Source organism: Kutzneria sp. 744 (assembly GCF_000568255.1).
In the GTDB taxonomy this organism is placed as follows: Bacteria; Actinomycetota; Actinomycetes; order Mycobacteriales; family Pseudonocardiaceae; genus Kutzneria.
The window spans coordinates 6,406,792-6,427,375 of sequence record NZ_KK037166.1 but is presented as its reverse complement, the minus strand read 5'-3'; the positions used below and the strand labels follow the sequence as shown (position 1 = coordinate 6,427,375).

21 protein-coding genes and 3 pseudogenes are annotated in these 20,584 nt (G+C 70.8%); 7 read left to right on the top strand and 17 right to left on the bottom strand.

Going from position 1 to position 20,584, the window contains the following annotated elements; all coding sequences use genetic code 11:
- Positions 1-10: 10 nt before the first annotated feature.
- The 5 genes from KUTG_RS29140 to KUTG_RS29120 form a co-directional block, all read right to left on the bottom strand.
- On the bottom strand, positions 11-559 hold the full coding sequence (locus KUTG_RS29140; RefSeq protein ID WP_043721261.1) for a YbaK/EbsC family protein: 549 nt from the start codon (positions 557-559) through the stop codon (positions 11-13).
- Between the two features lie 9 nt (positions 560-568).
- Entirely contained in the window at positions 569-1,327 is a 759-nt protein-coding gene (locus tag KUTG_RS29135; RefSeq protein ID WP_198047348.1) for an alpha/beta fold hydrolase, read from the bottom strand.
- Positions 1,324-1,623: a DUF2516 family protein gene (locus tag KUTG_RS29130; protein ID WP_043721260.1), complete on the bottom strand. Its 300-nt coding sequence runs from the start codon at positions 1,621-1,623 to the stop codon at positions 1,324-1,326. Before KUTG_RS29130 ends, KUTG_RS29135 begins: the two co-directional genes overlap by 4 nt.
- 89 nt (positions 1,624-1,712) lie before the next feature.
- Positions 1,713-2,339, bottom strand: a complete 627-nt coding sequence (locus KUTG_RS29125; protein ID WP_043731011.1) for a hypothetical protein — start codon at positions 2,337-2,339, stop codon at positions 1,713-1,715.
- 5 nt (positions 2,340-2,344) lie between these two features.
- On the bottom strand, positions 2,345-2,761 hold the full coding sequence (locus KUTG_RS29120) for a helix-turn-helix domain-containing protein (protein WP_043721257.1): 417 nt from the start codon (positions 2,759-2,761) through the stop codon (positions 2,345-2,347).
- A 106-nt stretch (positions 2,762-2,867) separates the two neighbouring features.
- Here KUTG_RS29120 and tgmC point away from each other — a divergent pair, with 106 nt between their 5' ends.
- The 4 genes from tgmC (at position 2,868) to KUTG_RS29105 (ending at position 6,861) form a co-directional block, all read left to right on the top strand.
- Positions 2,868-4,019, top strand: coding sequence for an ATP-grasp peptide maturase system methyltransferase (tgmC, locus tag KUTG_RS29115; RefSeq protein ID WP_043721255.1), 1,152 nt, complete (start codon positions 2,868-2,870; stop codon positions 4,017-4,019).
- 46 nt (positions 4,020-4,065) lie between these two features.
- Positions 4,066-4,503, top strand: a complete 438-nt coding sequence (locus tag KUTG_RS29110) for an RpiB/LacA/LacB family sugar-phosphate isomerase (protein ID WP_043721253.1) — start codon at positions 4,066-4,068, stop codon at positions 4,501-4,503.
- A 75-nt stretch (positions 4,504-4,578) separates the two neighbouring features.
- Positions 4,579-4,746 carry a hypothetical protein gene (locus tag KUTG_RS59135; protein ID WP_157494843.1) on the top strand — a complete coding sequence of 56 codons (168 nt, stop codon included), beginning with the start codon at positions 4,579-4,581 and terminating at the stop codon, positions 4,744-4,746.
- 408 nt (positions 4,747-5,154) lie between these two features.
- On the top strand, positions 5,155-6,861 hold the full coding sequence (locus KUTG_RS29105) for an NACHT domain-containing protein (protein ID WP_043721250.1): 1,707 nt from the start codon (positions 5,155-5,157) through the stop codon (positions 6,859-6,861).
- 5 nt (positions 6,862-6,866) lie between these two features.
- Here KUTG_RS29105 and KUTG_RS56755 read toward each other — a convergent pair whose 3' ends face one another.
- The 4 genes from KUTG_RS56755 to KUTG_RS29090 all read right to left on the bottom strand — a co-directional run bounded on the left by KUTG_RS56755 (position 6,867) and on the right by KUTG_RS29090 (position 10,380).
- Positions 6,867-7,898, bottom strand: coding sequence for an FtsX-like permease family protein (locus tag KUTG_RS56755; RefSeq protein ID WP_052395546.1), 1,032 nt, complete (start codon positions 7,896-7,898; stop codon positions 6,867-6,869).
- A gap of 150 nt (positions 7,899-8,048) precedes the next feature.
- Complete coding sequence (locus KUTG_RS56750) at positions 8,049-9,176, bottom strand: FtsX-like permease family protein (RefSeq protein WP_052395545.1); 1,128 nt, start codon at positions 9,174-9,176, stop codon at positions 8,049-8,051.
- A gap of 2 nt (positions 9,177-9,178) precedes the next feature.
- Positions 9,179-9,859 carry an ABC transporter ATP-binding protein gene (locus KUTG_RS29095; protein ID WP_043721249.1) on the bottom strand — a complete coding sequence of 227 codons (681 nt, stop codon included), beginning with the start codon at positions 9,857-9,859 and terminating at the stop codon, positions 9,179-9,181.
- Entirely contained in the window at positions 9,856-10,380 is a 525-nt protein-coding gene (locus KUTG_RS29090; RefSeq protein WP_043721247.1) for a PadR family transcriptional regulator, read from the bottom strand. Before KUTG_RS29090 ends, KUTG_RS29095 begins: the two co-directional genes overlap by 4 nt.
- A 105-nt stretch (positions 10,381-10,485) precedes the next feature.
- Here KUTG_RS29090 and KUTG_RS29085 point away from each other — a divergent pair, with 105 nt between their 5' ends.
- Positions 10,486-11,022 carry a CGNR zinc finger domain-containing protein gene (locus KUTG_RS29085; RefSeq protein ID WP_369794526.1) on the top strand — a complete coding sequence of 179 codons (537 nt, stop codon included), beginning with the start codon at positions 10,486-10,488 and terminating at the stop codon, positions 11,020-11,022.
- Positions 11,023-11,171: 149 nt separating this feature from the next.
- Here KUTG_RS29085 and KUTG_RS29080 read toward each other — a convergent pair whose 3' ends face one another.
- Positions 11,172-12,437 carry a DUF445 domain-containing protein gene (locus KUTG_RS29080; protein WP_043721243.1) on the bottom strand — a complete coding sequence of 422 codons (1,266 nt, stop codon included), beginning with the start codon at positions 12,435-12,437 and terminating at the stop codon, positions 11,172-11,174.
- A gap of 94 nt (positions 12,438-12,531) precedes the next feature.
- Between KUTG_RS29080 and KUTG_RS29075 the strand changes: the two genes are divergently transcribed.
- Positions 12,532-13,695, top strand: a complete 1,164-nt coding sequence (locus KUTG_RS29075) for a pyridoxal phosphate-dependent aminotransferase (protein ID WP_043731009.1) — start codon at positions 12,532-12,534, stop codon at positions 13,693-13,695.
- 54 nt (positions 13,696-13,749) lie between these two features.
- Here KUTG_RS29075 and KUTG_RS29070 read toward each other — a convergent pair whose 3' ends face one another.
- Positions 13,750-13,932 carry a hypothetical protein gene (locus tag KUTG_RS29070; RefSeq protein WP_043721241.1) on the bottom strand — a complete coding sequence of 61 codons (183 nt, stop codon included), beginning with the start codon at positions 13,930-13,932 and terminating at the stop codon, positions 13,750-13,752.
- Positions 13,929-14,501, bottom strand: a complete 573-nt coding sequence (locus KUTG_RS29065; RefSeq protein WP_043721239.1) for an RNA polymerase sigma factor — start codon at positions 14,499-14,501, stop codon at positions 13,929-13,931. The genes KUTG_RS29070 and KUTG_RS29065 overlap by 4 nt, the downstream gene beginning before the upstream one ends.
- A gap of 841 nt (positions 14,502-15,342) precedes the next feature.
- On the opposite strand from KUTG_RS29065, the gene KUTG_RS29055 reads away from it, so the two are divergent.
- A complete protein-coding gene (locus tag KUTG_RS29055; protein ID WP_043721235.1) occupies positions 15,343-15,603 on the top strand; it encodes a hypothetical protein in 261 nt (86 codons plus the stop codon).
- A gap of 393 nt (positions 15,604-15,996) precedes the next feature.
- On the opposite strand, the pseudogene KUTG_RS66470 reads toward KUTG_RS29055, so the two are convergent.
- From KUTG_RS66470 to KUTG_RS61770, 5 genes and pseudogenes are all read right to left on the bottom strand, one after another.
- Positions 15,997-17,490: pseudogene (locus KUTG_RS66470) on the bottom strand (glutamate-1-semialdehyde 2,1-aminomutase).
- 90 nt (positions 17,491-17,580) lie between these two features.
- A pseudogene (locus tag KUTG_RS64040) lies at positions 17,581-18,084 on the bottom strand (GNAT family N-acetyltransferase); the annotation flags it as partial.
- A gap of 208 nt (positions 18,085-18,292) precedes the next feature.
- Positions 18,293-19,396 (bottom strand): glycosyltransferase, encoded by a 1,104-nt coding sequence (locus KUTG_RS29045; protein WP_043721233.1) that lies wholly within the window; start codon positions 19,394-19,396, stop codon positions 18,293-18,295.
- Positions 19,397-19,406: 10 nt separating this feature from the next.
- Positions 19,407-20,150: a WecB/TagA/CpsF family glycosyltransferase gene (locus KUTG_RS29040; RefSeq protein ID WP_198047347.1), complete on the bottom strand. Its 744-nt coding sequence runs from the start codon at positions 20,148-20,150 to the stop codon at positions 19,407-19,409.
- A gap of 225 nt (positions 20,151-20,375) precedes the next feature.
- Positions 20,376-20,584 (bottom strand): annotated as a pseudogene (locus KUTG_RS61770) (IS1380 family transposase); the annotation flags it as partial.

Genomic DNA, 20,584 nt, shown 5'->3' with positions numbered 1-20,584 from the left:
TTCGGCACTGTTAACTGGCCAGACCCTCGATGACCTCGGCGCCGGCCAGCTTGGCCAGCAGGTCGCCGGGCACGAGCAGCTTGCCGCCGCGAATGCCGCTGCCGATGACCAGCTCCGGGGCGACGGCCACGCGCGCGTCGAGAAGCAGCGGCCAGTCCGCCGGCAGGCCGATGGGCGTGATGCCGCCGTACTGCATGCCGGTGATGCCGACGGCGTCGTCCATCGGCGCGAACGAGGCCTTGCGCACGTCGAGGCGGCGCTTGACCACGCCGTTCACGTCGGCCCGCGTCGTCGCCAGGATCATGCAGGCCGCGTAGCGGAGTTCCCCGGCCCGCTTGCCCGCGACGACCACGCAGTTGGCGGACGCGTCCAGCGGCGAGCCGTAGTGCTCGCAGAATGCGGCCGTGTCGGCGAGGTCGGGGTCGATCTCCGTGACGCCGATGCGGTCGATGTCGGCGGCGTCCATCGCCCGAATCGCGGCGAGCACGGGGTCGGCCAGCAGCTCGGTCCGGCTCAGGACGGGTTCCACGTGCAAGGTGCCAGCAATGCTCCACGCCATGACGCCACCCTAGCCAGCGAGGAATTCCACCAGCAGCGAGCGGACCTCTCGGCGGTGCGTGAGCAGGGGCGCGGGCGAGTCGACGAGCTCCAGCCGGCCGTTGGGCAGCGCCGCCGCGACATCGCGGGCTACCTGCTCGGGGTGCAGCGGATCGCCGACGGCCCCGATGACCAGGACCTCTGACCGCACGGCTTGCAGGGCCGAAGCGTCGTCGACGGGCACCTGCTCCGGCAACGTGCGCAACGCGTCGCCGAGCCTCATGAGCGCGTCGACACGGCTGGAAACGTGCTCCCCCACGGCGATTCCGGCCGGCACCTCAGCCGCGACCAGGTCCCGCAGGCCATTCACATCGCCAGCCTCGACAGCGTCGGCCAGCTGCTCGAACGCCCACATGGCCGGGGTCGCGCGGGGCTTGTCCAGCGCCGCGGGCAGCAACAGGGCAACCCGGTCGAAACGGTCGGGCCGCCGGGTCAGCAGCTCGGTGAGGCCGCCCGCGCCCATCGACACACCGACCGCTCGCGTGGCTCCGACCTCGTCGGCCACGCGCTCCAGGTCGGCGCCGATCGTCGGGTACGTCCAATAGCCGGCCGGGGCATCAGCGGCGTCGCCGTGCGAGGGAAACGTGACAACGACCCGCGTACCGGACAAACCGGATGCGGGTATGCGGGCCTCGCCGGGCGTCGCGCCGAGGCCGGGGGCGACCAGCGTGACCGGAAGGTCCCGGCCGTGCCCCTGCCAGCGCAGACCGCTCGCCAGCGATCCGATCACCAGCGATTGCCGCCGCGCTGGACCTCGTTGAGCTTCGGCCGGACGTCCACGATGTAGACGAGCACCGCGACCAGCGCCGCCATCCACAGGATGAAGGTGGTGCCGTACGGCCGGAACAGGTAGAGCCCGGCCAGGGCGCCACCCGTGATCAGCGACCACGCCAGCTTGGTCATGCGCTCCGCGACCGTGAACGCGTCCGCGCGCTGGACCAGCGCGTGCAGGAACGCGAAGGCGCCCACCGGCATGCCTGCGCACCAGATCGCGAACAGGATCCAGTAGTCGAGCCCGTACGTCACGATCCCACCCTACGTGCCGGAGGCGACCCTCGGAAATGCCGGTGCCGGGGCACACCCGTGAAGGATGTGCCCCGGCGCGGTTCGTCGGCTCAGGCCTCGGGGGTCTCGTCGGCCGGCGTCTCGGCCTTCGGGGCGGCCGGCTTCTTCGGCGCGGACGCCTTGTTGGCGGCCTTGCGGGTCACGTTGCGGGTCTCGGCGGCGGCCTCGCCACCGGCGTCCACGACGGCCTCGGCGATGTTCTCGGCCGCGTCCTCGATGTCCTCGGCCACCTTCTCGCCGGTCGAGCGGGTGCGGCGGGCGATGTTGCCCAGCGCCTCGTCGGCCCGGCTCTGCAGGTCGCCGACCTGCTCCAGGACGACCTTGACCTGCGGCTGCTCGCGCAGCGTCTTCAGCGTCTCCTCGCCGTGCTCGGCCAGGTAGCCGTACAGGCTGGAGGCGGCGGAGGTGTAGGTGTCGAGCAGCTTGCGCAGCTCGGACGGGTCCAGCTTCTCGCGCAGGCCCGGCAGGTCCTCGACGGCCTCACGGGCGGCCTCGGCGCGCTCGTTGACCTGGGTGCGGGCCTTGGTCAGGGCGTCGGTCAGGGCCTTGCCGGCCAGGTCGCCGGCGCCGAGGGCGGCCAGCAGCGGGGTCTTGGCCTGCTCCAGGACCGCGACGAAGGCGGCGGAGACCGTCTCGCCCGTCTTGCGGAAGTCCTCGGTGGTGGGAAGGGTCGGCATCTGGATCACTCCTCGGTGTCCTCGGTTGCGTCGGCGGGGCGCTTGGCAGCGTTCTCCCGCCGGAAGGTCTCGTAGACGTCGAGCAGCACCTGCTTCTGCCGCTCGGTGAGCTCGGTGTCGGCGAGCACGGCGTCGACCACCGCGCCACCCACCCGCTGCTCCAGGATTCCGGCCTGCACGTACAGCGCCTCGGCCGAGATCCGCAGCCCTTTGGCTATCTGTTGCAGGATCTCCGCGCTGGGCTTGCGCAGGCCCCGTTCGATCTGGCTCAGGTACGGGTTGGACACTCCCGCCAGCTTCGCCAGCTGGCGCAGGGAGATCTGCGCGGTGCTGCGCTGCTCGCGGATGTAGTCGCCGATGTCTCGCCCCAGGTCGGCGACCGCGTCCACGGCCTGATCGGCGACGCTGCGTTTGCTGTCCATCCCGCCTCCTTCCGTGCTTCCACCGTACGTGCCGGCGCTAGCAGTTGCAAGCGCAGTGCTTGCAGTTGTGGCGTGGTTGCTGTCACACCGGTCTACCGTGGTCAGCATGCGTGCCGAGCGGGAATCCGAGGCGCGCAGGCTGCGCGGCCGGCTGGTGGACGAGCTGGTCGAGGAGGGCCTGCCGCTGGATGCCGGCTGGCTGGCGGCGTTCGCGGCGGTGCCACGGCACGAGTTCCTGCCGTGGCTGTTCGAGCAGCGGCCCGACGGGGCGTGGAGCCTGCTCACCTCGGCCGAGGAATCGTGGCTGCGCAACGTATATCGCAACCGAGTCGCCATCACGCAGCTCGACGGCGACGAATCGCTGCGGCAGGCGGCACTGGACGGACCGGTGCGCGGCACGCCGACCTGCTCCTCCAGCGAACCCTCGATCATGGCAATCATGTTGGCCGCCTTGGACATCCGCGACGGCGACGCCGTGCTGGAGATCGGGGCCGGCACCGGCTACAACGCGGCGCTGCTGTGCCACCGGCTCGGCCAGGACCGCGTCACCACCGTCGACGTCGACCCGGCGATCGCCGCCCGCGCGGCGGAACACCTTGCGGCGGTGGGGTTTCATCCCACGTGCGTGGCCGCCGACGGCGCCGAGGGCTATCCGGCCAACGCTCCGTACGACCGAGTGCTGGGCACCTGCTCGGTGTCGACGATTCCCTTGGCGTGGCTGGCCCAGACCGCACCCGGCGGCTACATCGTGACAACGCTGAACCGACAGCTCGGTGCCGGCCTGGTCAAGCTCACGCCGGACGGCGACGGCCGTGCCACGGGCCGGGTCCTGGCCTCGGACGGGCGGTTCATGCCGCTGCGGGCGCATCGCGGGCCGCGGGTGAGCGAGCTGGCCGACAAGGTGCGCGGCAGCCAGGGATCGGCTCGTACGACCGAGTTGACGCCGAAACGGCTGTTACGGCCGGCCGGCCGGTTCGAGTTCTTCGCGGGACTGGCGCTGCCGCACGTGAGCGCGTGGTCGGACACCCGCAGCCAGACGTGGCTGGCCCATGCCGACGGCTCGTGGGCGTGCTACTCGCGGCACAGCGTGAGCGAGGGCGGTCCGCGCCGGCTGTGGAGCATCGCGGAGGCCGCGCACGAGGAGTGGGAGGCGCTCGGGCAGCCGCCGCGCGAGCGGTTCGGGCTGACGGTCACGCCCGGCGGGCAGGAGTTCTGGCTGGACAGCCCGGATTCACCGCACCGCTGGCCGTTGGACTAGGGCGCTTGTGTGCCCGGCCGGCGGCTGGGTGAGTAGCGTGTGCCGGGTGAAGATTTCGGTTTCCGCGGACATGCTCGACGGGATCGGCGCCGACATCGCCGAGGAACTGCGCAAGCGCGGCCACGACGTCCTGGTGCACGGCGCGCTCAGCGACGGCGAGTCCAGCGACTGGGCCCGGGCCAGCGAAGCCGCCGCCCGCGACGTCGCCGAGGGCCGCGCCGAGCAGGGCGTGGTGTGCTGCTGGACCGGCACCGGCGCGTCCATCGCCGCCAACAAGGTGGCCGGCGTGCGGGCCGCGCTGTGCACCGACGCCTACACCGCGCAGGGCGCCCGCCGCTGGAACGACGCCAACGTGCTGGCGCTGAGCCTGCGGATGACCTCGCTGCCGCTGCTCGACGAGATCCTCGACGCGTGGTTCGCCGCCGACGTCACCGACGACGAGGACGACCTGGCCAGCATCGACCACGTGGCCGAGATCCGTTAACGATTCGGCATGCGGAGTGACGACGCGCCACGGGTTCCCGACGCGCGGTAACGGCCGTTCGGTCATGATGCTGACGTGTCCCTCATCCGGCAGCGTGCCGTCGTCATCGCCTGTGTGCTGATCGCCCTGTTGGCGACGGTCGGCCTGGTGTGGACGCAGGACGGCGTCAACCCCACCACCTGGCTGGGCGCGGTGGTGCTGCTGTTCGTCGTGTTGATCGGGCTGCTCGACCCGCCACCATAGGCTGATTGAAGCTGGGGATTCGTTTCAGAGGTATGCGTTGATGAACGGGCTCGCGAACTACGCGAGCAGTTATACCGCGAGCGCAACTTATGCGAAACACAGGCCTTCGACAACAAAAAAGACCCGTGCGGGAGCTAGTGTTTTATATGTGAGGCTCATGCTAACGTGTTGTGATAAAACATGTCATGGTCCCCATTTTTACTCTGTTAAGAGCTGCACCCTAGGATTGCTGGCCTCGATGACTTGAAGCAGAAGGCCTTTGAGTGGGAACGATGATCGGGCTGCTCGACCCGTGGCTGCGGGGACCGCCACCGACCCAGCACGACCGCCCAGCTCACGGCGGCCACCCGCGCCCTGGCGGCCGCCACCACGACCCAGCTGCGGGCCGAGGCCGAGGGGCGGGAGCTGGTGGCGCCGTGCCAGCTGAACGTGCGGTGGCTGGGGGCTTCGCCGGAGCTGGCCGACCCGAAGTGCCAGCCGGCGCAGCTGTACGGCTCGCTGGAGGAGCTGGTGCCCTGGTACCGGCGGCTGCCGGGTCGTCGGCTGGTGGTGCTCGGGCCGGCCGGCTCGGGGAAGTCGTCGCTGGCCACGCTGTTGGCGTTGGGGCTGCTGGACGACGCCGCGTTGAACGACCCTTTGCCGCTGGTGCTTCCGTTGGGGGCGTGGAATCCGCGGGTCGACCTGCGCACGTGGATGACGCAGCGGCTCAGGGACGACTACCCGGCGCTGCGCAACATCGAGCTGTACGGCAGCTACGCCGCCGACCTGCTCATCGAGCAGCGCCGGGTGCTGCCGATCCTGGACGCCTTCGACGAGGTGCCGGCCAACCTCCGGATCTCGGCGCTGCAAGGCATCGACCGCGCGATGCCACCGGCCACCCCGGTCGTGCTGACGTCACGCCGCCGGGCCTACACCTCGACGGTGGCCAAGACCGGCCCGCTGCGCAACGCCCATGTCGTCGAGCTGGAGCCGGTGGGCGAGGAGACGCTGGCCGAGGTGCTGCGCGGGAGTTCGAGCCGGTTCGGGGCGTCCCGGTGGGAGCCGCTGCTGATGCAGCTGCGGCACGACCCGAACGGTCCGCTGGCCGCGGCGCTGGGCAGCCCGCTGATGGTGTGGCTGACCAGGACCAAGTACGCGGACGTGGCCACCAACCCGACGGAGTTGTTGGACCCCAACCGTTTCCCCGATCGCGCCACGATCGAGGAGTTCCTGCTGGACGAGCTGGTGCCGACGCTGTTCCCGGCGGAGGACAACGAGTACCTGCCGCTGACCTCGGACCACTGGCCGCCCGAGCAGGCCAAGGTGTGGCTGGAGTTTCTGGCCGCACGCATGCAGCAGCGGGAGCTGCCGTGGTGGGAGCTGCGGCGGCTGGTGCACCGGTACTGGCTGACGGTGTTGAACGCCGTCTCGCTCGGTCTGCTCACGGCGCTGAGCGTGGGCATGATGGTGGCGCTGGTGAACAAGCTGACCGTGCTGGACGTGGCCTCGTGGACCGGGGCCAGCGCCGGCTGCCTGGTCAGCGTGGGCACCCTGATCAACGCGACGTCCAAGGGGCGCAACGCTTCCGCCTCGATGCGGTTCGGGGCCGCGCGCAGCATGCTGGTGGTGAGCCTGGTCGCCGGCACCGCGGTCGGCCTGGTGTTCGGGGCGATGTTCGGCGCTGATCCGGGGCTGATCTCCGGCCTGAGCGTGGCCATCGCAACGGCGCTGCGGTTCTCGCTGGGCAGCCCGGTGGAGTTGAGCCGCCCGCCCAGCCCCGAGGCGACCATGGCGCGGGATCGGGCTCTGGTCGGATTGGTGTGCCTGGTGTTCGGGGTCGGCGTCGGGTCGGCGGCGGCACTGCTGTTCGGGGCCGGGCGGACCGGGATGGTGTGGCTGGGCTTCAGTTCCGGCGCCCTGCTGGGTTTTGTGCTCGCCGTGATGTCGCGCAACTGGTGGTGGTTCACCGTGGCGCGGGCGTGGCTGGCGCTGCGAGGGCGGGTGCCGTACCGGCTGCTGGAGTTCTTGGAGGACGCCCACAAGCTGGGCGTCCTCCGGCAGGTCGGCGCGCGCTACCAGTTCCGGCACGCGCGTATCCAGGACCACCTGGCCAAGGATTCGGCGCACAAGACCTGACGGCTTCACTCGTCGCGCAGGCCTTCCGCGTTCGCCGCCCGCCACAGCGCCGGCAGCGTGCAGCCGGTGCTGATCAGGACCGCGACGACGGCGGTCGCCACGAAGATCCCGATGGTGGCCCAGTCGAAGTCGAGCGGCTGCCTCGTGACGAACAGCAGCAGACCGGCCAGCAGCAGACCCGACACCAGGGCCACGATCACCGCCACGGCGATCGGCACCGCCGTCTGCCACAACTGCGACCGGGCCAGCACGATGCGCTGCACGCCGTTGGCGGCCAGCACCGCCAGCGCCCGCCGCCGCTCGCGGATCTGCTCCAGCGCCACCACCAGCAGGCTCGCCGCGGCCAGCAGCAGCGTGATCACCGAGCCGACCATCAGCACCCGGGCGATCAGCACGAAGGTGCTGGTGGAGGCGTCCGTCGCCGAGAACGCGTTGGCGTTCCAGCCGAACGGCGCCAGGGCATTGCGCACGTGCTCCACGTAGTTGCCGTCGGGCGACGTCGGCTGCAGGGTCCCATGCAGATCGACCACCGCCGCGTCGAGGCCGGCCAGGGCGCCCGGCGTGGCCCACAGGGTCCCGGTGTCGTCCGTGAGCAGCGTCGTCGTGTGCAGGGCGGCCGGCATCTGCCATGCGACGTCCTTCTGCTGCCCGTTTCCGTAGGTGGTGAGGATGACGTGCTGACCGGCGACCGGTGCGAACGCCCCGCTGTGGGGCTTGGCCGACGTGAACAGGTCGCCGTCCTGGCACTGCTTGATCGCGGTCAGCCGCAGCAACTCCTCGCACGGACCGACGCGCATGGTGGCCCCGTTGGCGGCGTCGTGCACGTTGACCGTGACGGAGGCGTTGACCGACGCCGTGTTCGGCACCTTGTGCAGCACCGCCTCCAGAGCCAGCGCCTGACCGAGCGGCGCCGCGGTCATGTTCACCGACACGCCTGGCGGCATCCCGCCCGGCGGCAGGTACTCCTCCTCGGCCTGGATGAACAGCGTCTGCAACGCGATCGCGCCGGCCAGCACCACCGCGACGCCGCCGACCACCCGGGCCGGTGTGCCGCTGTCCAGCTGGAGCCGCCGGATCGCCAGCTGCCAGGCCGGGGAGCCGCCGCCCAGCTTGTTTTATTTTTGTTGGTCCACCAGCCACGGCAGCAGCAGCGGCACCGAGGACAGCAGCAGCACGATGCTTTTTTGTCACCGGCAGTTGCTAGCCTTTTTTCGAGTTTTTTGACTGAGCCGGCCGCCCTGACTGGCCAGCAGCGCGACCCCGGCCACCGGCGGCACCAGCCGCCACCACAGCCGGCGGCGCTGGTTGCGGGCCCGCCGCACCACGCCCAGCGGCTCGATCATGACGCGCCGCAACGAGAACATCGCGATCACCACCGCGAGCACCGGGACGACCACCAGGATCAGCGCCACGAGTGTCCAATCGGGACGGACGTCTGCGGCGAAGATGCCGCCGCGCAGGGCGGGCGGGTCGAGGGTCGGCACGATCGCCCGTCCGAGGGCGAACAGGCCGACGCCGACGACCAGTCCGACCAGTGCGCCCACGAAGGCCTCGCCGGCCGCGATCCGCCGCACCTGCTCGCCGTCCGCGCCGACCAGCCGCAGCGCCGCCAGCCGCCGATCCCTGGCCGCGGCGGCAAGTCTGGTGCTCGTCGCGACAAAAACCACCACCGGCATGAGCAGCGCGACCGAGCCGAGCGCGATCAGCAGCCACAGCAGGCCGTCCAGGTAGCGGGGTTGGCTCGGCCGGCCGAAGTGGTAGGTGACGGCCGAGCCGGACGACCCGGCCACATCGGGCACGCCGACGTAGAAGAACAGCTCGTGCGGACCGGTCAGCCCGCTCGGATCCACCGTTCCCACAACACGTTCCGGGAACCGGGGCCGCAGCAGCTCACCTTCCGGCGAGTCCAGCAACTGGCGCAGCGCCGGGGAAAGCACGACCTCGCCGACGTCCGGCAGCCGGTCGACACCGGGCGGCAGCGGGGCGTTCGGGCCGGTCTTCTGGACGATGACGCCCTCGAAATCGCGGTCGTCGAACGTGGTCTCACGCAGGGCGGCGTAGACCGGGTCGACACCGGGGATCTTCGCCGACTCGCTGGTGGGGACCGCTCGCGCGTAGCCGCGGTCGTCGCGGGCCTGGAGCATGTGGCTGACCGAGGTCGCGGCCAGCAGCACCGTCACGCCCAGGCCGACGCCGACCGCCGTCAGCGCCAGCCGCCCCCAGCCCGCCCGTCCGCCGCCGACGGCCAGGCGAATGCCCAGCATCAGGTCGATCCACCACTGGCGGAGCCTTCGTCGCGGCCGCAGTCGCAACATCGTCACGGAATCAGCTCCACCTGCGTGGACTTGCCGTCGCGCACAACGACTTCGCGATCGGAGTACGCCGCGACGCGGGCCTCGTGCGTCACCAGGACGACCGCCGCGGTGGTGTCCTTGGCCGCGGCGACCAGCAGCCGCATCACGCGCTCGCCGTTGAGGGAGTCGAGGGCGCCCGTCGGCTCGTCCGCGAAGACCACCTTGGGCCGGGTGACCAGCGCCCGTGCCACCGCGACCCGCTGCCCCTGGCCACCGGACGTCTCGCCCGGGCGCTTGCCGGCCACGTCGGCGACTTCCAGGCGCTCCAACCACTCCGTCGCCGCCTGCTCCGCCTCGCGGCGGCGCATTCCGCCCAGCCGCAGGGGAAGTGCCACGTTCTCCAGGCTCGTCAGCTCCGGCACCAGCTGCCCGAACTGGAAGACGAACCCGAACTCCGTGCGCCGCAGCTCGCTCCGCGCCACATCAGACAGCGCGCTCAGCTCCGTGCCGTTGTAGGAGACCGTCCCGCTGTCCGGGCGCAGGATGCCGGCCAGGCAGTGCAGCAGCGTCGACTTGCCCGAGCCGGACGGGCCCATCACCGCCACGACCTCGCCCGGCCACAGGCTCATGCCCGCGCCGTCCAGCGCCGGCGTGGGGCCGAAGGACTTGTACAGATCCATGGCTTCCAGCAGTGGCCCGCTCATCGCCGCACCTCCGCCGACAGCTGGTCCAGCCGGGCCGCCGTCAGTTCCAGCCAGCGCAGGTCGGCTTCCAGGTGAAAAAGCGCGTGGTCGCAGATCAGCTGGTCCGCGAGGTCGCCTGTCAGCTTGCGACGGGTCAGCGTCCGCATCGTCTCCAGGTGCGCCCCGCGCTGGACGTCCAGCACCTCCGCCGCGCTGCGGCCGGACATCAGGGCCAGCACCACCTTCGTGTACAGCGTGCTGTGCAGGTACGGCTCCGGCCGTTCCGGCGTCACCAGCCAGTCCCGGACGTCCGTCACGCCCGATGCCGTGATCGCGTACCGCTTGCGCTCCGGGCCTTCGCCCGCCTCCACCCCGTCCACCTCGACCAGGCCGTCGCGCAGCAGGCGGGACAGCGTCGAGTAGACCTGGCCGTAGTGCAGCGGCCGGTCCTGTCCGAAGTGCTCGTCGTAGGCCCGCTTGAGGTCGTAGCCGTGGCGCGGCCCCGTCTCCAGCAGGCCCAGCAGGGTGAGTCCGATCGACATGGCCACCACTGTACCCCCGGTGTATACCTTCGGGCTATACCCCTGGTGCATAGCATTTGACCTGCTTCGATCTTGCCCCTTGAATTCTCCGCTTACAGTGGAGTGGTGACTGGTACGGCCGCCGGCGCCCGCGCCGTGCAGGAAACCGGTTGGGACGCCGAGCGGGACGTCGAACTGCTGCTCGCCTTCCTGAACACCGTGAACATGACCGAGTCCACCGACGTGCTCTCCGACGAGCGCTCCTGGCTCCAGTGGTCCACCTCGCTCGGCCTGGGCGCCCCCGGCCCCCTCGCCAAGGCCCGGTCCAGCCGCGACGCCCTCCGTGCCGTCGCCCTAGCCCACCACGGCTCCGCCGTCCCGCTGCCGCCCGCCGTGGCCCACGGCTCCATCCGCATCGAGCTCAGCGCCGGCGTGCCCGTCCTCACCGCCGGCGACGCCCTCGGCGCCGTCCTGGCCGCCGCCGCCCGCCTCGCCGTCCTCGGCTACTGGGACCGACTCAAGATCTGCTCCGCCCCCGACTGCCGCCTCGCCTTCTACGACCGCTCCCGCAATCGCTCCCGCACCTGGTGCTCCATGCGCGTCTGCGGCAACCGCGAAAAGGCCCGCGCCTGGCGCGAACGCGCCCGCGCCACGGCGTCCTGAGCAGCTGCCACATGCGCTTCCTACTTGCGTCCCGGTGCCACATAGGAAGCGCATGTGGCAGCGGCAGAGAGCCGGCAGGACAACAGACAGGCGGACGGAACCCTCAACGCCAGCACCGTCAACGGGCGGGTGGGAGCCCCGGGCCGGGATCAGAACAGCAGCTGTGAGCAGGTGTAGATGACCAGGCCGGCCAGGGCGCCGACGACGGTGCCGTTGATGCGGATGAACTGGAGGTCCCGGCCGACCTGGAGCTCGATCTTGCGGGAGGTCTCCTCGGCGTCCCAGCGCTCGATGGTGTCGGTGATCAGGGTGAGGATCTCGGCGCGGTAGTGGGTGACGACGTAGGCGGCGCCGCCCTCGATCCAGCCCTCGACCTTGGAACGGGTGGAGTCGTCGGACTCGAGGCGGACGCCGAGGGAGATGAGGCCGTCCAGGACGCGGCGGCGCAGTTCGCTGGAGGGGTCCTCGGCGGCGTCGAGCAGCATGCGCTTGGCGTTGGCCCAGGTGGTGCCGATGACGTGCTGGACCTCGGGATGGGTGAGCACCTGGTGCTTGACCTGCTCGGCCCGCTCCATGGTGAGGGGATCGGTCTGGAGGTCGCCGGCGAAGTCGATGAGGAAGCGGTCGACGGCGTCCCGCATGGGGTGGTTGACGTCGGTCTTCATGGCCCAGGCGAAGGCGAGGATCTCGTTGTAGATCCGTTCGCCGAGGATGGAGTCGACGAACTTGGGGGACCACGACGGCGAGCGGTCGGAGACGATGCGCTTGATGGCCTCGTGGTTGTCGCGGACCCACTCGTAGGCCCGGTCGGCCATGAGGTCGACGAGCTTGTGGTGGGAACCGTCCGCCAGGACCTGGCCGAGCAGCTTGCCCAGGGGCGGCCCCCAGGGAATGGCCATGAGGCGCTGGACGACGGCGTGCTCGACGACGGCCTGGACGTCCTCGTCACGGAGCACGGTGACCAGGCCGCGGGCGAGGTTGGAGAACTCTGAGGTGATGCGCTGGGCGTTGTCCCGCTGGGACAGCCACACGCCGACCCGCTTGCTGATCTCGGCCCGGTGCAGGCGGTCGCGGACGACCTGCTCGGACAGGAAGTTGCTGCCGACGAAGTCGCCGAGGCTGGCGCCGAGCAGGTTCTTGCGGTTGGGAATGAGGGCGGTGTGCGGGATGGGCAGGCCGAGGGGGCGGCGGAACAGGGGCGGGACGGCTGAACAGTCGGCCAGGGCGCCGACCATGCTGGCCTCGGCGGCGGCATGGACGTAGCCGACCCAGACCGGCCCGGCGAAGACGCCGGTGAGCGCGTAGACGATGGCGGCGAACACCAGCAGCCCGACGGCCACGGCCTTCATCCGGCGCAGCGCGCGCCGCTTGACCAGCTCCGCCGCGGTGAGTCTCTCCAGGTCCACACCGGCCATTCTCCCTGCGCGGGCGGCGACGCGCCGTGATCAGTGACGGAGATCGGGGTGCGGGCGGATGACATCTCGGGGACGGATCGGCGAGGATCCGAGGGTGCGTACACCTGCTCTCGTGCCCCGGCTGCGGCCGTTCACCTCGACGATCTTCGCGGAGATGACCGCGCTGGCCACCCGAACCGGCGCGGTCAACCTCGGCCAGGGCTTCCCGGACACGGACGGCCCGGCGGAGATGCTCGCGACGGCCCAGCGGGCGATCGGCGAGGGCGTCAACCAGTACCCGCCGGGTCCCGGCCGGCCGGAGCTGCGGCAGGCGATCGCGGAGCACCGCCGTCGCTACGGCACGGAGTACGACCCGGACACGCAGGTCCTGGTCACGGTGGGCGCGACGGAGGCGATCGCGGCGGCGCTGCTGGCGCTGGTCGAGGCGGGCGACGAGGTGCTGCTGGTCGAGCCGTACTACGACTCGTACGCGGCGTCGGTGGCGCTGGCCGGGGCGACCCGCAAGGTGGTGCCGCTGGTCGAGGACGGCGACCGGTTCGCGCTGGACGTGGACGCGCTGCGGGCGGCGGTGACGCCCCGCACGAAGGCGCTGCTGCTCAACTCGCCGCACAACCCGACGGGCACGGTCTTCACCCGGCAGGAGCTGGAGGAGGTCGCGAAGCTGTGCGTCGAGCACGACCTGATCGCGATCACCGACGAGGTGTACGAGCACCTGCTCTACGACGGCCGCGAGCACGTGACGCTGTCGGCGCTGCCCGGCATGTACGAGCGCACGGTGGCCATCTCCAGCTCGGGCAAGACCTTCAACGCCACGGGCTGGAAGATCGGCTGGGTGTGCGGCCCGGCCGAACTGGTGGCGGCGGTGCGCGCGGCCAAGCAGTTCATCACGTTCGTGGGCGGCGCGCCGTTCCAGCCGGCCGTCGCCTACGCCCTGCGCAACGAGCTGGCCTGGGTGGACCGGCTGCGTGACGACCTGAGCCGCAAGCGCGACCGGCTGTCGGCGGGCCTGGCCGACGCCGGGTTCGCGGTGCGGCAGGCCGCGGGCACCTACTTCGTGTGCGCGGACGTGCGGCCGCTGGGCTTCGCCGACGGCGCCGAGCTGTGCCGGCAGCTGCCGGAGCGGATCGGCGTCGCGGGCGTGCCGGTGCAGGTGTTCACCGATCATCCCGAGCAGTGGCAGCACCTGGTGCGTTTTGCTTTCTGCAAGCGTGACGAGGTAATCGACGAGGCGATCGCGCGGCTGCGCAAGCTCGCCTGAGCGGGCAAACCGTAACAATGGGGTCTCGAGAGGTTCGGGACCCCATTGTCGTAGTCACCCGATCAACACCGTGTTCGCCATTACCCTCCGAGACGGCACAATGCGCTGACCGAGTGAAGAGGCGGCCATCAGGACCGCGGGCGGAACGGGGTCGATTCCACACAGCAGCACCCTGAGTTGCTTGAGAAGTGCGCGATCGAGCGCACCGGCCAGCGCCCAGGCCGACACATGCGTCATCGCGCATCCTCCCGGAACAGTCCCGACAACGATGCCTTTCGGCGGAGTTCGGCCAGACATCTTCCCCTTGTCGGCCCAATGCTGCCGATCGGGATGCCGAGTGCGGTGGCGACCTGCTGGTAGGACAGTTCCGGCGAGTGGACGACCACCCGCAACACCCGCTGGCAGTGTTCGGACAACTGGGTGAATGCCCGCCACAGCACGCCGTCGCGAACGTCCCGCAGCACGGCGACGTCGGCGGCATCGGCCTCGGCGAGGTCCAATCGTGCCTCGTCAGCCGGGGTCTCGCGGCGGCGAGCGGCCAGCAGGCGCAGCGAGTGCCGCCGCGCGGTGGTGGCCAGCCAGGCCGCCAGCGCCGCCGGATCATGAATTCGATTCATATTTTCCAGCAAGGACAGCCAGGTGTTCTGCACGACATCGGCGGCGTCGGCACGATCCAGCCGATGCGATCGGGCAACAGCCCAGACGGTGGGCGTGTGCCGGGCGACGAGTTCGCGCCAGGCCGCCCGATCCCCGAGTTCCGCGGCCCTGAGCAGTTCGGCCGCGCCCGGTCTTGTGTCGACTTCCACTCGTTCCTCCCCGCGGGCGAGTTGGTCGCCGGGTTAGAAGCGTCCGGCCCCGGGTCGGATCCACCGCACGGCCGAAAACCCTCAAACGAGTGGCGGCCCGCCGATGACGACACACAGTTGCCACGTTGTGCGAGACTGATCCCGGACGTGCCGCTATCCGAGCGGTCGGCGACGAGCACATGTGCAAATCGACATCGCGATGCTAAACATGTCTCGACGACGGATCCGACAACTTCAACGTTTGTGGGCCGGCAGGGCGGACGGTGGTGGTGACAGTGGCCAGCGCGAGTGAGGTGCGGTGCGCCGGCGCCGCCCTGCGCGCTGCCGTCATCCGCATCGCCGTGACCGGCGGCCTGACGCTGCTGGCCTTCGTGTTCGGCGCCGCCGTGGCCAACGCCGCCACCTCGTCGGACGCGCACCAGAACGACGCCACCGCCGGCAGCACCGCCGACACACTCCAGTCGGACCTGTCCGACCTGTTCAACGGCCTGGTCACCAACCTCGGCGGCCATCACCACCGCCTCGGCGGCGTGTCGGCCATCCAGCCGCCGTCCGACCAGGGCGGTGGCGGCGGAACCGATTCCGGCTCGGTCAATCCCGGCGGCCCCCAGTCCGGCGGACATGGCGGCGGCGCCACCGGCGGGCAGAGCTCCTCCTCCAGCAGCGACTCCGGCGACGTGTGGACGGGTTCCACGACCGTCACCGTGCCGACGAAGCCGACCGTGCCCCCGCCCCCGCCTCCGGCCGTGCCGGCCCCACCGCCCGCGCCGCCGGTCCAGCAGGCCGCGCCGCCGGTGAGCCACCTCGCGCCGTTTTTTTTTTTAAGGTCACCGCGCCGTCCATGGGCTCGTCCAGCGGCGTCCAGCCCGACCTGCCGCAACAGCCGATCGACCTGCCGCTGCAACAGCCGGCGGCGCAGCCCATCTCGGCCCCGTCCACCGGCGGCACGGCCAGCCACGACCTCGGCGGCGCCAACGGCATCGCCGGCTTCACGCCGCCGGGCACGGGCTTCCGTCCCACCCCCGGCTCGACGACCGAGGAACACAGCGCCAAGCGCGTCAGCGACGGCGCTCCTGGTCTGCCCAGCACCTCGCCCGACTGACGACGCCCATGGCCGCGGGGCACCCTTGCGCCCTCTCGCGGCCGCGCCGAGCCGATCCGGGCCCGGGGATGCCCCCAAGCAAGTGGGTCACCGCCGCGCAGGGCAAATCGCGTCGAGCACGTCCTCCCGGTTGTGTCATGCCGCGGGCGACGACCCTCCCCCGATGTCCCGGATCTTCCCGACCTGCCGACCGCGCCCGGTCAGGTCGGGGGCTGGCGCCCCGGCGTCGCGTGCCCCCGTGGCGTCGGGGCTCCACAACTTGGCCACCGGTGATCGTCTCCCCGGCACTACGAGGGGCAGAGCCGGAGCACCCTCACCGGTGGTCAACCGAGGACGCTGGTCGGAAATCGGCCAGCGTCCTCATTTTTTGTGCCCAGGGCCGGATGTCCGGGATCAGAGTTGACGTGGCGAGGCGAGCGAGCGCAGCGCCGGCGCGACCGGCCGACCGATCAGGAACCGGTCCACGGCACCGTCTTCGAGCGCACGGCGGTAGACGGCCAGCGCCTCACGGGTGGCCTGGATGGTGTGCTCGACGTCGGCCACCGTGTGGGCGGCCGAGATGACGAACGACTGCCCCAGCACACCGCGGCGGAGCATCTCCTGGAGGAACAGCGTGCGGAACGGCTGCGACGGCCGACCGTCCGGGCCCCGCGTCGTGAACACCATGCACGAGGGCCGGCCGATGGCGGCGACGAACTCCTCGACCCCGAGTGTAACATCGCGGCCAGTATTCCTCCTAGCTGCCACTCCGTAACGCTTTGCAATTAGCCATCCACGTACACGCTCGCACTGCATCGGCCTGTTTAAAGGTGGAGCACCGTGGACATAGTCAGGGGCCATAGTAACTCCGTGACAACTGGAGCTCACCCGTTCGAGTACGCGCTTACTTTAACCCTGTCCACTTGTAAGTACGACTCCGGGGGCGGGCGTCACGGTGTAGGCCTTCACCACGGCGCGAAATGCCGCCAGGGACACGGTTTCCGGTCCGTGCGTGGTCGAGAGCAGGAACACCCGCGGCGAGTCGGTGCGCAGCCCGCCCAGCTCCATCAGGTCACGCCGGCCGGCCAGCGCGGAGATCGGGAAGCCGTTGCCCATGGCCTTGCCCCAGCAGGACAGGTCGGGCCGCACCCCGTACACGGACTGCGCGCCGCTGGCTGACCACCGGAACCCGGTGATCATCTCGTCGAAGACCAACAGCGACCCGTGGGCGTCACAGAGCGCGCGAACCCCTTCCAGGAAGCCAGGTTCCGGCTCGGCCAGCGCGGTCGCGGCCTCCATCACCACGCACGCGATCTGGTTGCCGTTCTCGGCGAAGCGCAGGCGCAGCGAGTCGAGATCGTTGAACTGGAAGCGCACGGTCTGGTCACGGGTGGCCTCGGGCACGCCGGCGTTCATCTCCACCGCGCCGATGAACCAGTCGTCGGCCGAGAAGAAGGGCTGGTCGGCCACGGCGATCATGTCCCGCCCGGTGACCGCGCGGGCCAGCCGGATGGCGGCGGTGGTGGCGTCCGAGCCGTTCTTGGCGAACTTCACCATGTCCGCGCCGGGCACCAGGCGCAGGAAGTCCTCGGCCGCGGCCACTTCCAGCTCGGTCGGCCGGGAGAAGTTGACGCCGTCGGCCAGCGCCTTGTGCACGGCGTCGAGCACCGGCCGGTAGCCGTGGCCGAGGGTGACCGAGCGCAGGCCCATGCCGTACTCGATGAAGCAGTTGCCGTCGGCGTCCCAGACCCGGCAGCCGTCACCACGCACCAGGACGGGCGCCATGTGCTCGGGATACTGGTCGGAGCCGCGGGCATAGGTGTGCGCGCCGCCGGGAACCAGCTCGTGCAGCCGACGCTGCAACGCGCTGGACCGCTCGAAGCCCCTGCCGCCACCGGGAACGTCCATCGCCGACACCATAGGTAGGTCCGAAATGGACTCTTCAGGCCGGTCCGTGGCCAGTAGTGACCACAGCTCGTAATCGGTGTTTTTGCGGTAGGCACGGAGAATTCCTTCACGCCGGAAACCCGCGCGGCCGAACAGGGCGGCGGCGCCGTGGTCGCCAGCGGCGATCGCGGCCGTCAGCCGGCGCAGCTCGTGCTCGCCGAAGGCGTGGTGCAGCAGCAAACGCAGCGCGGAGGCAGCGATCGAGGCTCTCTCGCGTTCCTGCGAGATCCACACCTGCACCTCGGCCGAGCCGCGGTCACGGTCGATCCGGTCCAGGCGGAGCTCGCCGGCGATCTCGCCGTCGACTGTGATCAGGAACGGCAGGGCGGCGCCGGCGCGGGCCAGCCCCCGGAATTCGGCGCAGCGGTCCCGCCAGGCAGCCTCGCTGGTCCGCGTCGGCCAGTCGAGGTCGCTCTCCGGCCATCGCGGCTCCAGCCGGGCGCGCTCCGGGCGCACCAGCCGCGACCACTCGGCGGCGTCGGCGGTGACGGGCGGTCGCAGCTCGACGACCTTCCCCCTGGTCACGACGGGGCCGAGCGTGATCGAACTGGGCATGCCCACCCGGAAACGCAACGCCTGACGGATCAGACCCGGCACCTGACCTCCTCACCGTCGACGCGACGACCATCCTGCAGCGGACGGGTCGCGCCGCCAATCCAAGTCCACCAACGCGGGTTATATGCCCCTTTTGGGCGATTTCGTTACGCTCGCCGTGCGAGAACGCCACCCGGCCGTAGGCACCTAGGTGAGCATCCCTCCATCGTCAGACGAACACGTCACGCAGCAGGACGGCGGTACGAGCGGAGTCTTGCTTGCGCGCCCATTCCACGGCATCGGGGGCCTGTTCTCCGGACCGCCATCGTCGAATCGCCTCCGCCACCTCGTCGGCCGTCTCGGCGACCAGCCATGGACCGTCGGGATCGATCGCCTCGGCCAGCGACCGGGGCAGCACCGACGGCACCCCGAACTCGGCCGCCTCCAACACCTTCACGCTGACGCCCGTGCTGGCGCCGAACCGAGGCACCACGGCCACCCCAACCTGCTGGTAGAAGTCGGCGACGTCGTCCACGGCCCCGCTGGCGACCACCCGGGGATGCGCGGCGAACTGCTCGGTTCCCTTACCGGCCAGCACGAAGTCCACATGGACGCCCATGGCCGTCAACCGGTCGTGCACCGGCCCGAGCAGGACCTCCAGCGCCCGGGCGTTGGGCGGCCAGCTCGCCTTGCCTATGAAGCCGACCGTGCGGCCGGCCGGGGCGCCGGCCGGCGACAGCGGGATCGGCAGCGCCGTCGCATGAAGATCCGCAGCGTCCTGCCGGGACAGGGCGTAGACGTGGTCGGGAAGGGCAAGCAGCCGGCGTTCCATCCGGCGCAGGCGCGGGATCTCGCCGAGCATCCGCAGCGGCCGCGGCGAGTGCTCCTCGGCGATCACCGACTCCACGTTGTGCGCCACGTGCGCGGCCACCGGCACCCCCGCGGCGTCCGCGAGCACAAGGCCCGGCCAGCCGCTGGTCACCACCTGCCGGCCGGCGGCGCGGGAGCGCAGCAGCTCGACTGCCTTGCGCCAACCGGGAAATACCGTGAACTTGCGGGCCAGGTAGGGCTCCGGGCTGATCAGCATGCCGGCGGCCACCCGGGCCAGGGAAAGCCGGTCGCTCCGCAGCTCCAACGGCACGTCGCCGGCCGCGCGCGCCGTCACCTCGACGCCGTCGATCCGCTCCCGCCACTCCCCCTCGGGACCGGTCACGCACAGCACCTCGACCTCGTCGGCCAGGCCGGCGAACACGGGGAGCAGCCGCCGGTCCACCCATCCGCTGCCGCCCAGGTCCTGACGGGACAACGGATAGCTGGTGACGAAGCAGATCATGGCTTTCTCCCTAGCGAAGGGCCGCGAGGACCCGGTCGGCCAGCACCCGCGCCACGAACAGCGGGTTGCCGACCACGTAACGGGTGAACAGGCGCATCGGCTCCCGGACGAGCCGGTACACCCACTCGATCCCGGCCTGCCGCATCCACCGGGGAGCGCGCGGAACCAGCTCGGCGGCGAAGTCGAGGAAGGCTCCGACCGCCACACCCAGCGCCGCCCCGGTGGCCGGGAGGTGCTCGGACAGCCACAGCTCCTGGCGCGGATTGCCCATCGCCACCAGCACGACGTCGGCCCCGGTCTCCCGGATCCGCGCGGCGACCGCGACGCCCTCGTCGTCACGGAAGTAGCCGTGGTGATGGCCGACGATTTTCAGCTCGGGCATGCGCTCGGCAAGCCGATCCGCCGCCCGCGCCGCCACGCCGGGGCGACCGCCCAGCAGGTAGACGCTGAGGCCCTCCTGGGCGGCCAGCCGCAGCACCTCGGGCGTGAAGTCGGTGCCGTTGAGGTTGGCCGGAAACCGACGGCCGCGCACGCGGGCCGCCATGGCCAGGCCGGACCCGTCGTTGAGCACCAGGTCGGCGTCGGCGAGGCAGGCTCGGTATCGGCGGTGGGAGCGGGCCAGGTTCATCGAGTGCGCGTTGACGTACATCAGGGTCTGCGGTCCGGGCGCGGCGAGCAGGCCGGACACCTCGCTGATCGCCTGCCGCGCGGTGAGCGCGGCGACCGGCACACCGAGAACGGTAATCGTGGGCATACCCGATCGCATGGGGCGAGACCCTATCCCTTGATCGTCAACGACAGTGCACCGGGCATCGTCCACTTAGCCTCGATCCACCGGTCTAGATTGCTGGTGATCTTGGTTTCGTGAAGTGGCTGCGTCAGCGATCTTGCTCGCGGCTGTGGGCAGCCGGAAACCGCTGGTCTGTCCAGCTTTCCACGACAGGGTCTCCGGTCGAGCCTTGAGAAGGCGGGATGCTGATCAGGCAGTCCTGGGCGGGGCGTGGGCGGTTGCCGACAGTGCCAGCCAGGCCGGTTCCCAGGGCCAGTGCTGGGGTAGGTGCAGGATCAGCCGGCGTGCCCGGTGCGCGATGCGGGCGGGAACGTTGATCAGCTGACGGCGCAGCGTGGCGATGCGGGCTTTGGCGCAGTGTCCGCCAGCCAGGCAGCCAGCGGCGCGGGTGAGGTTGA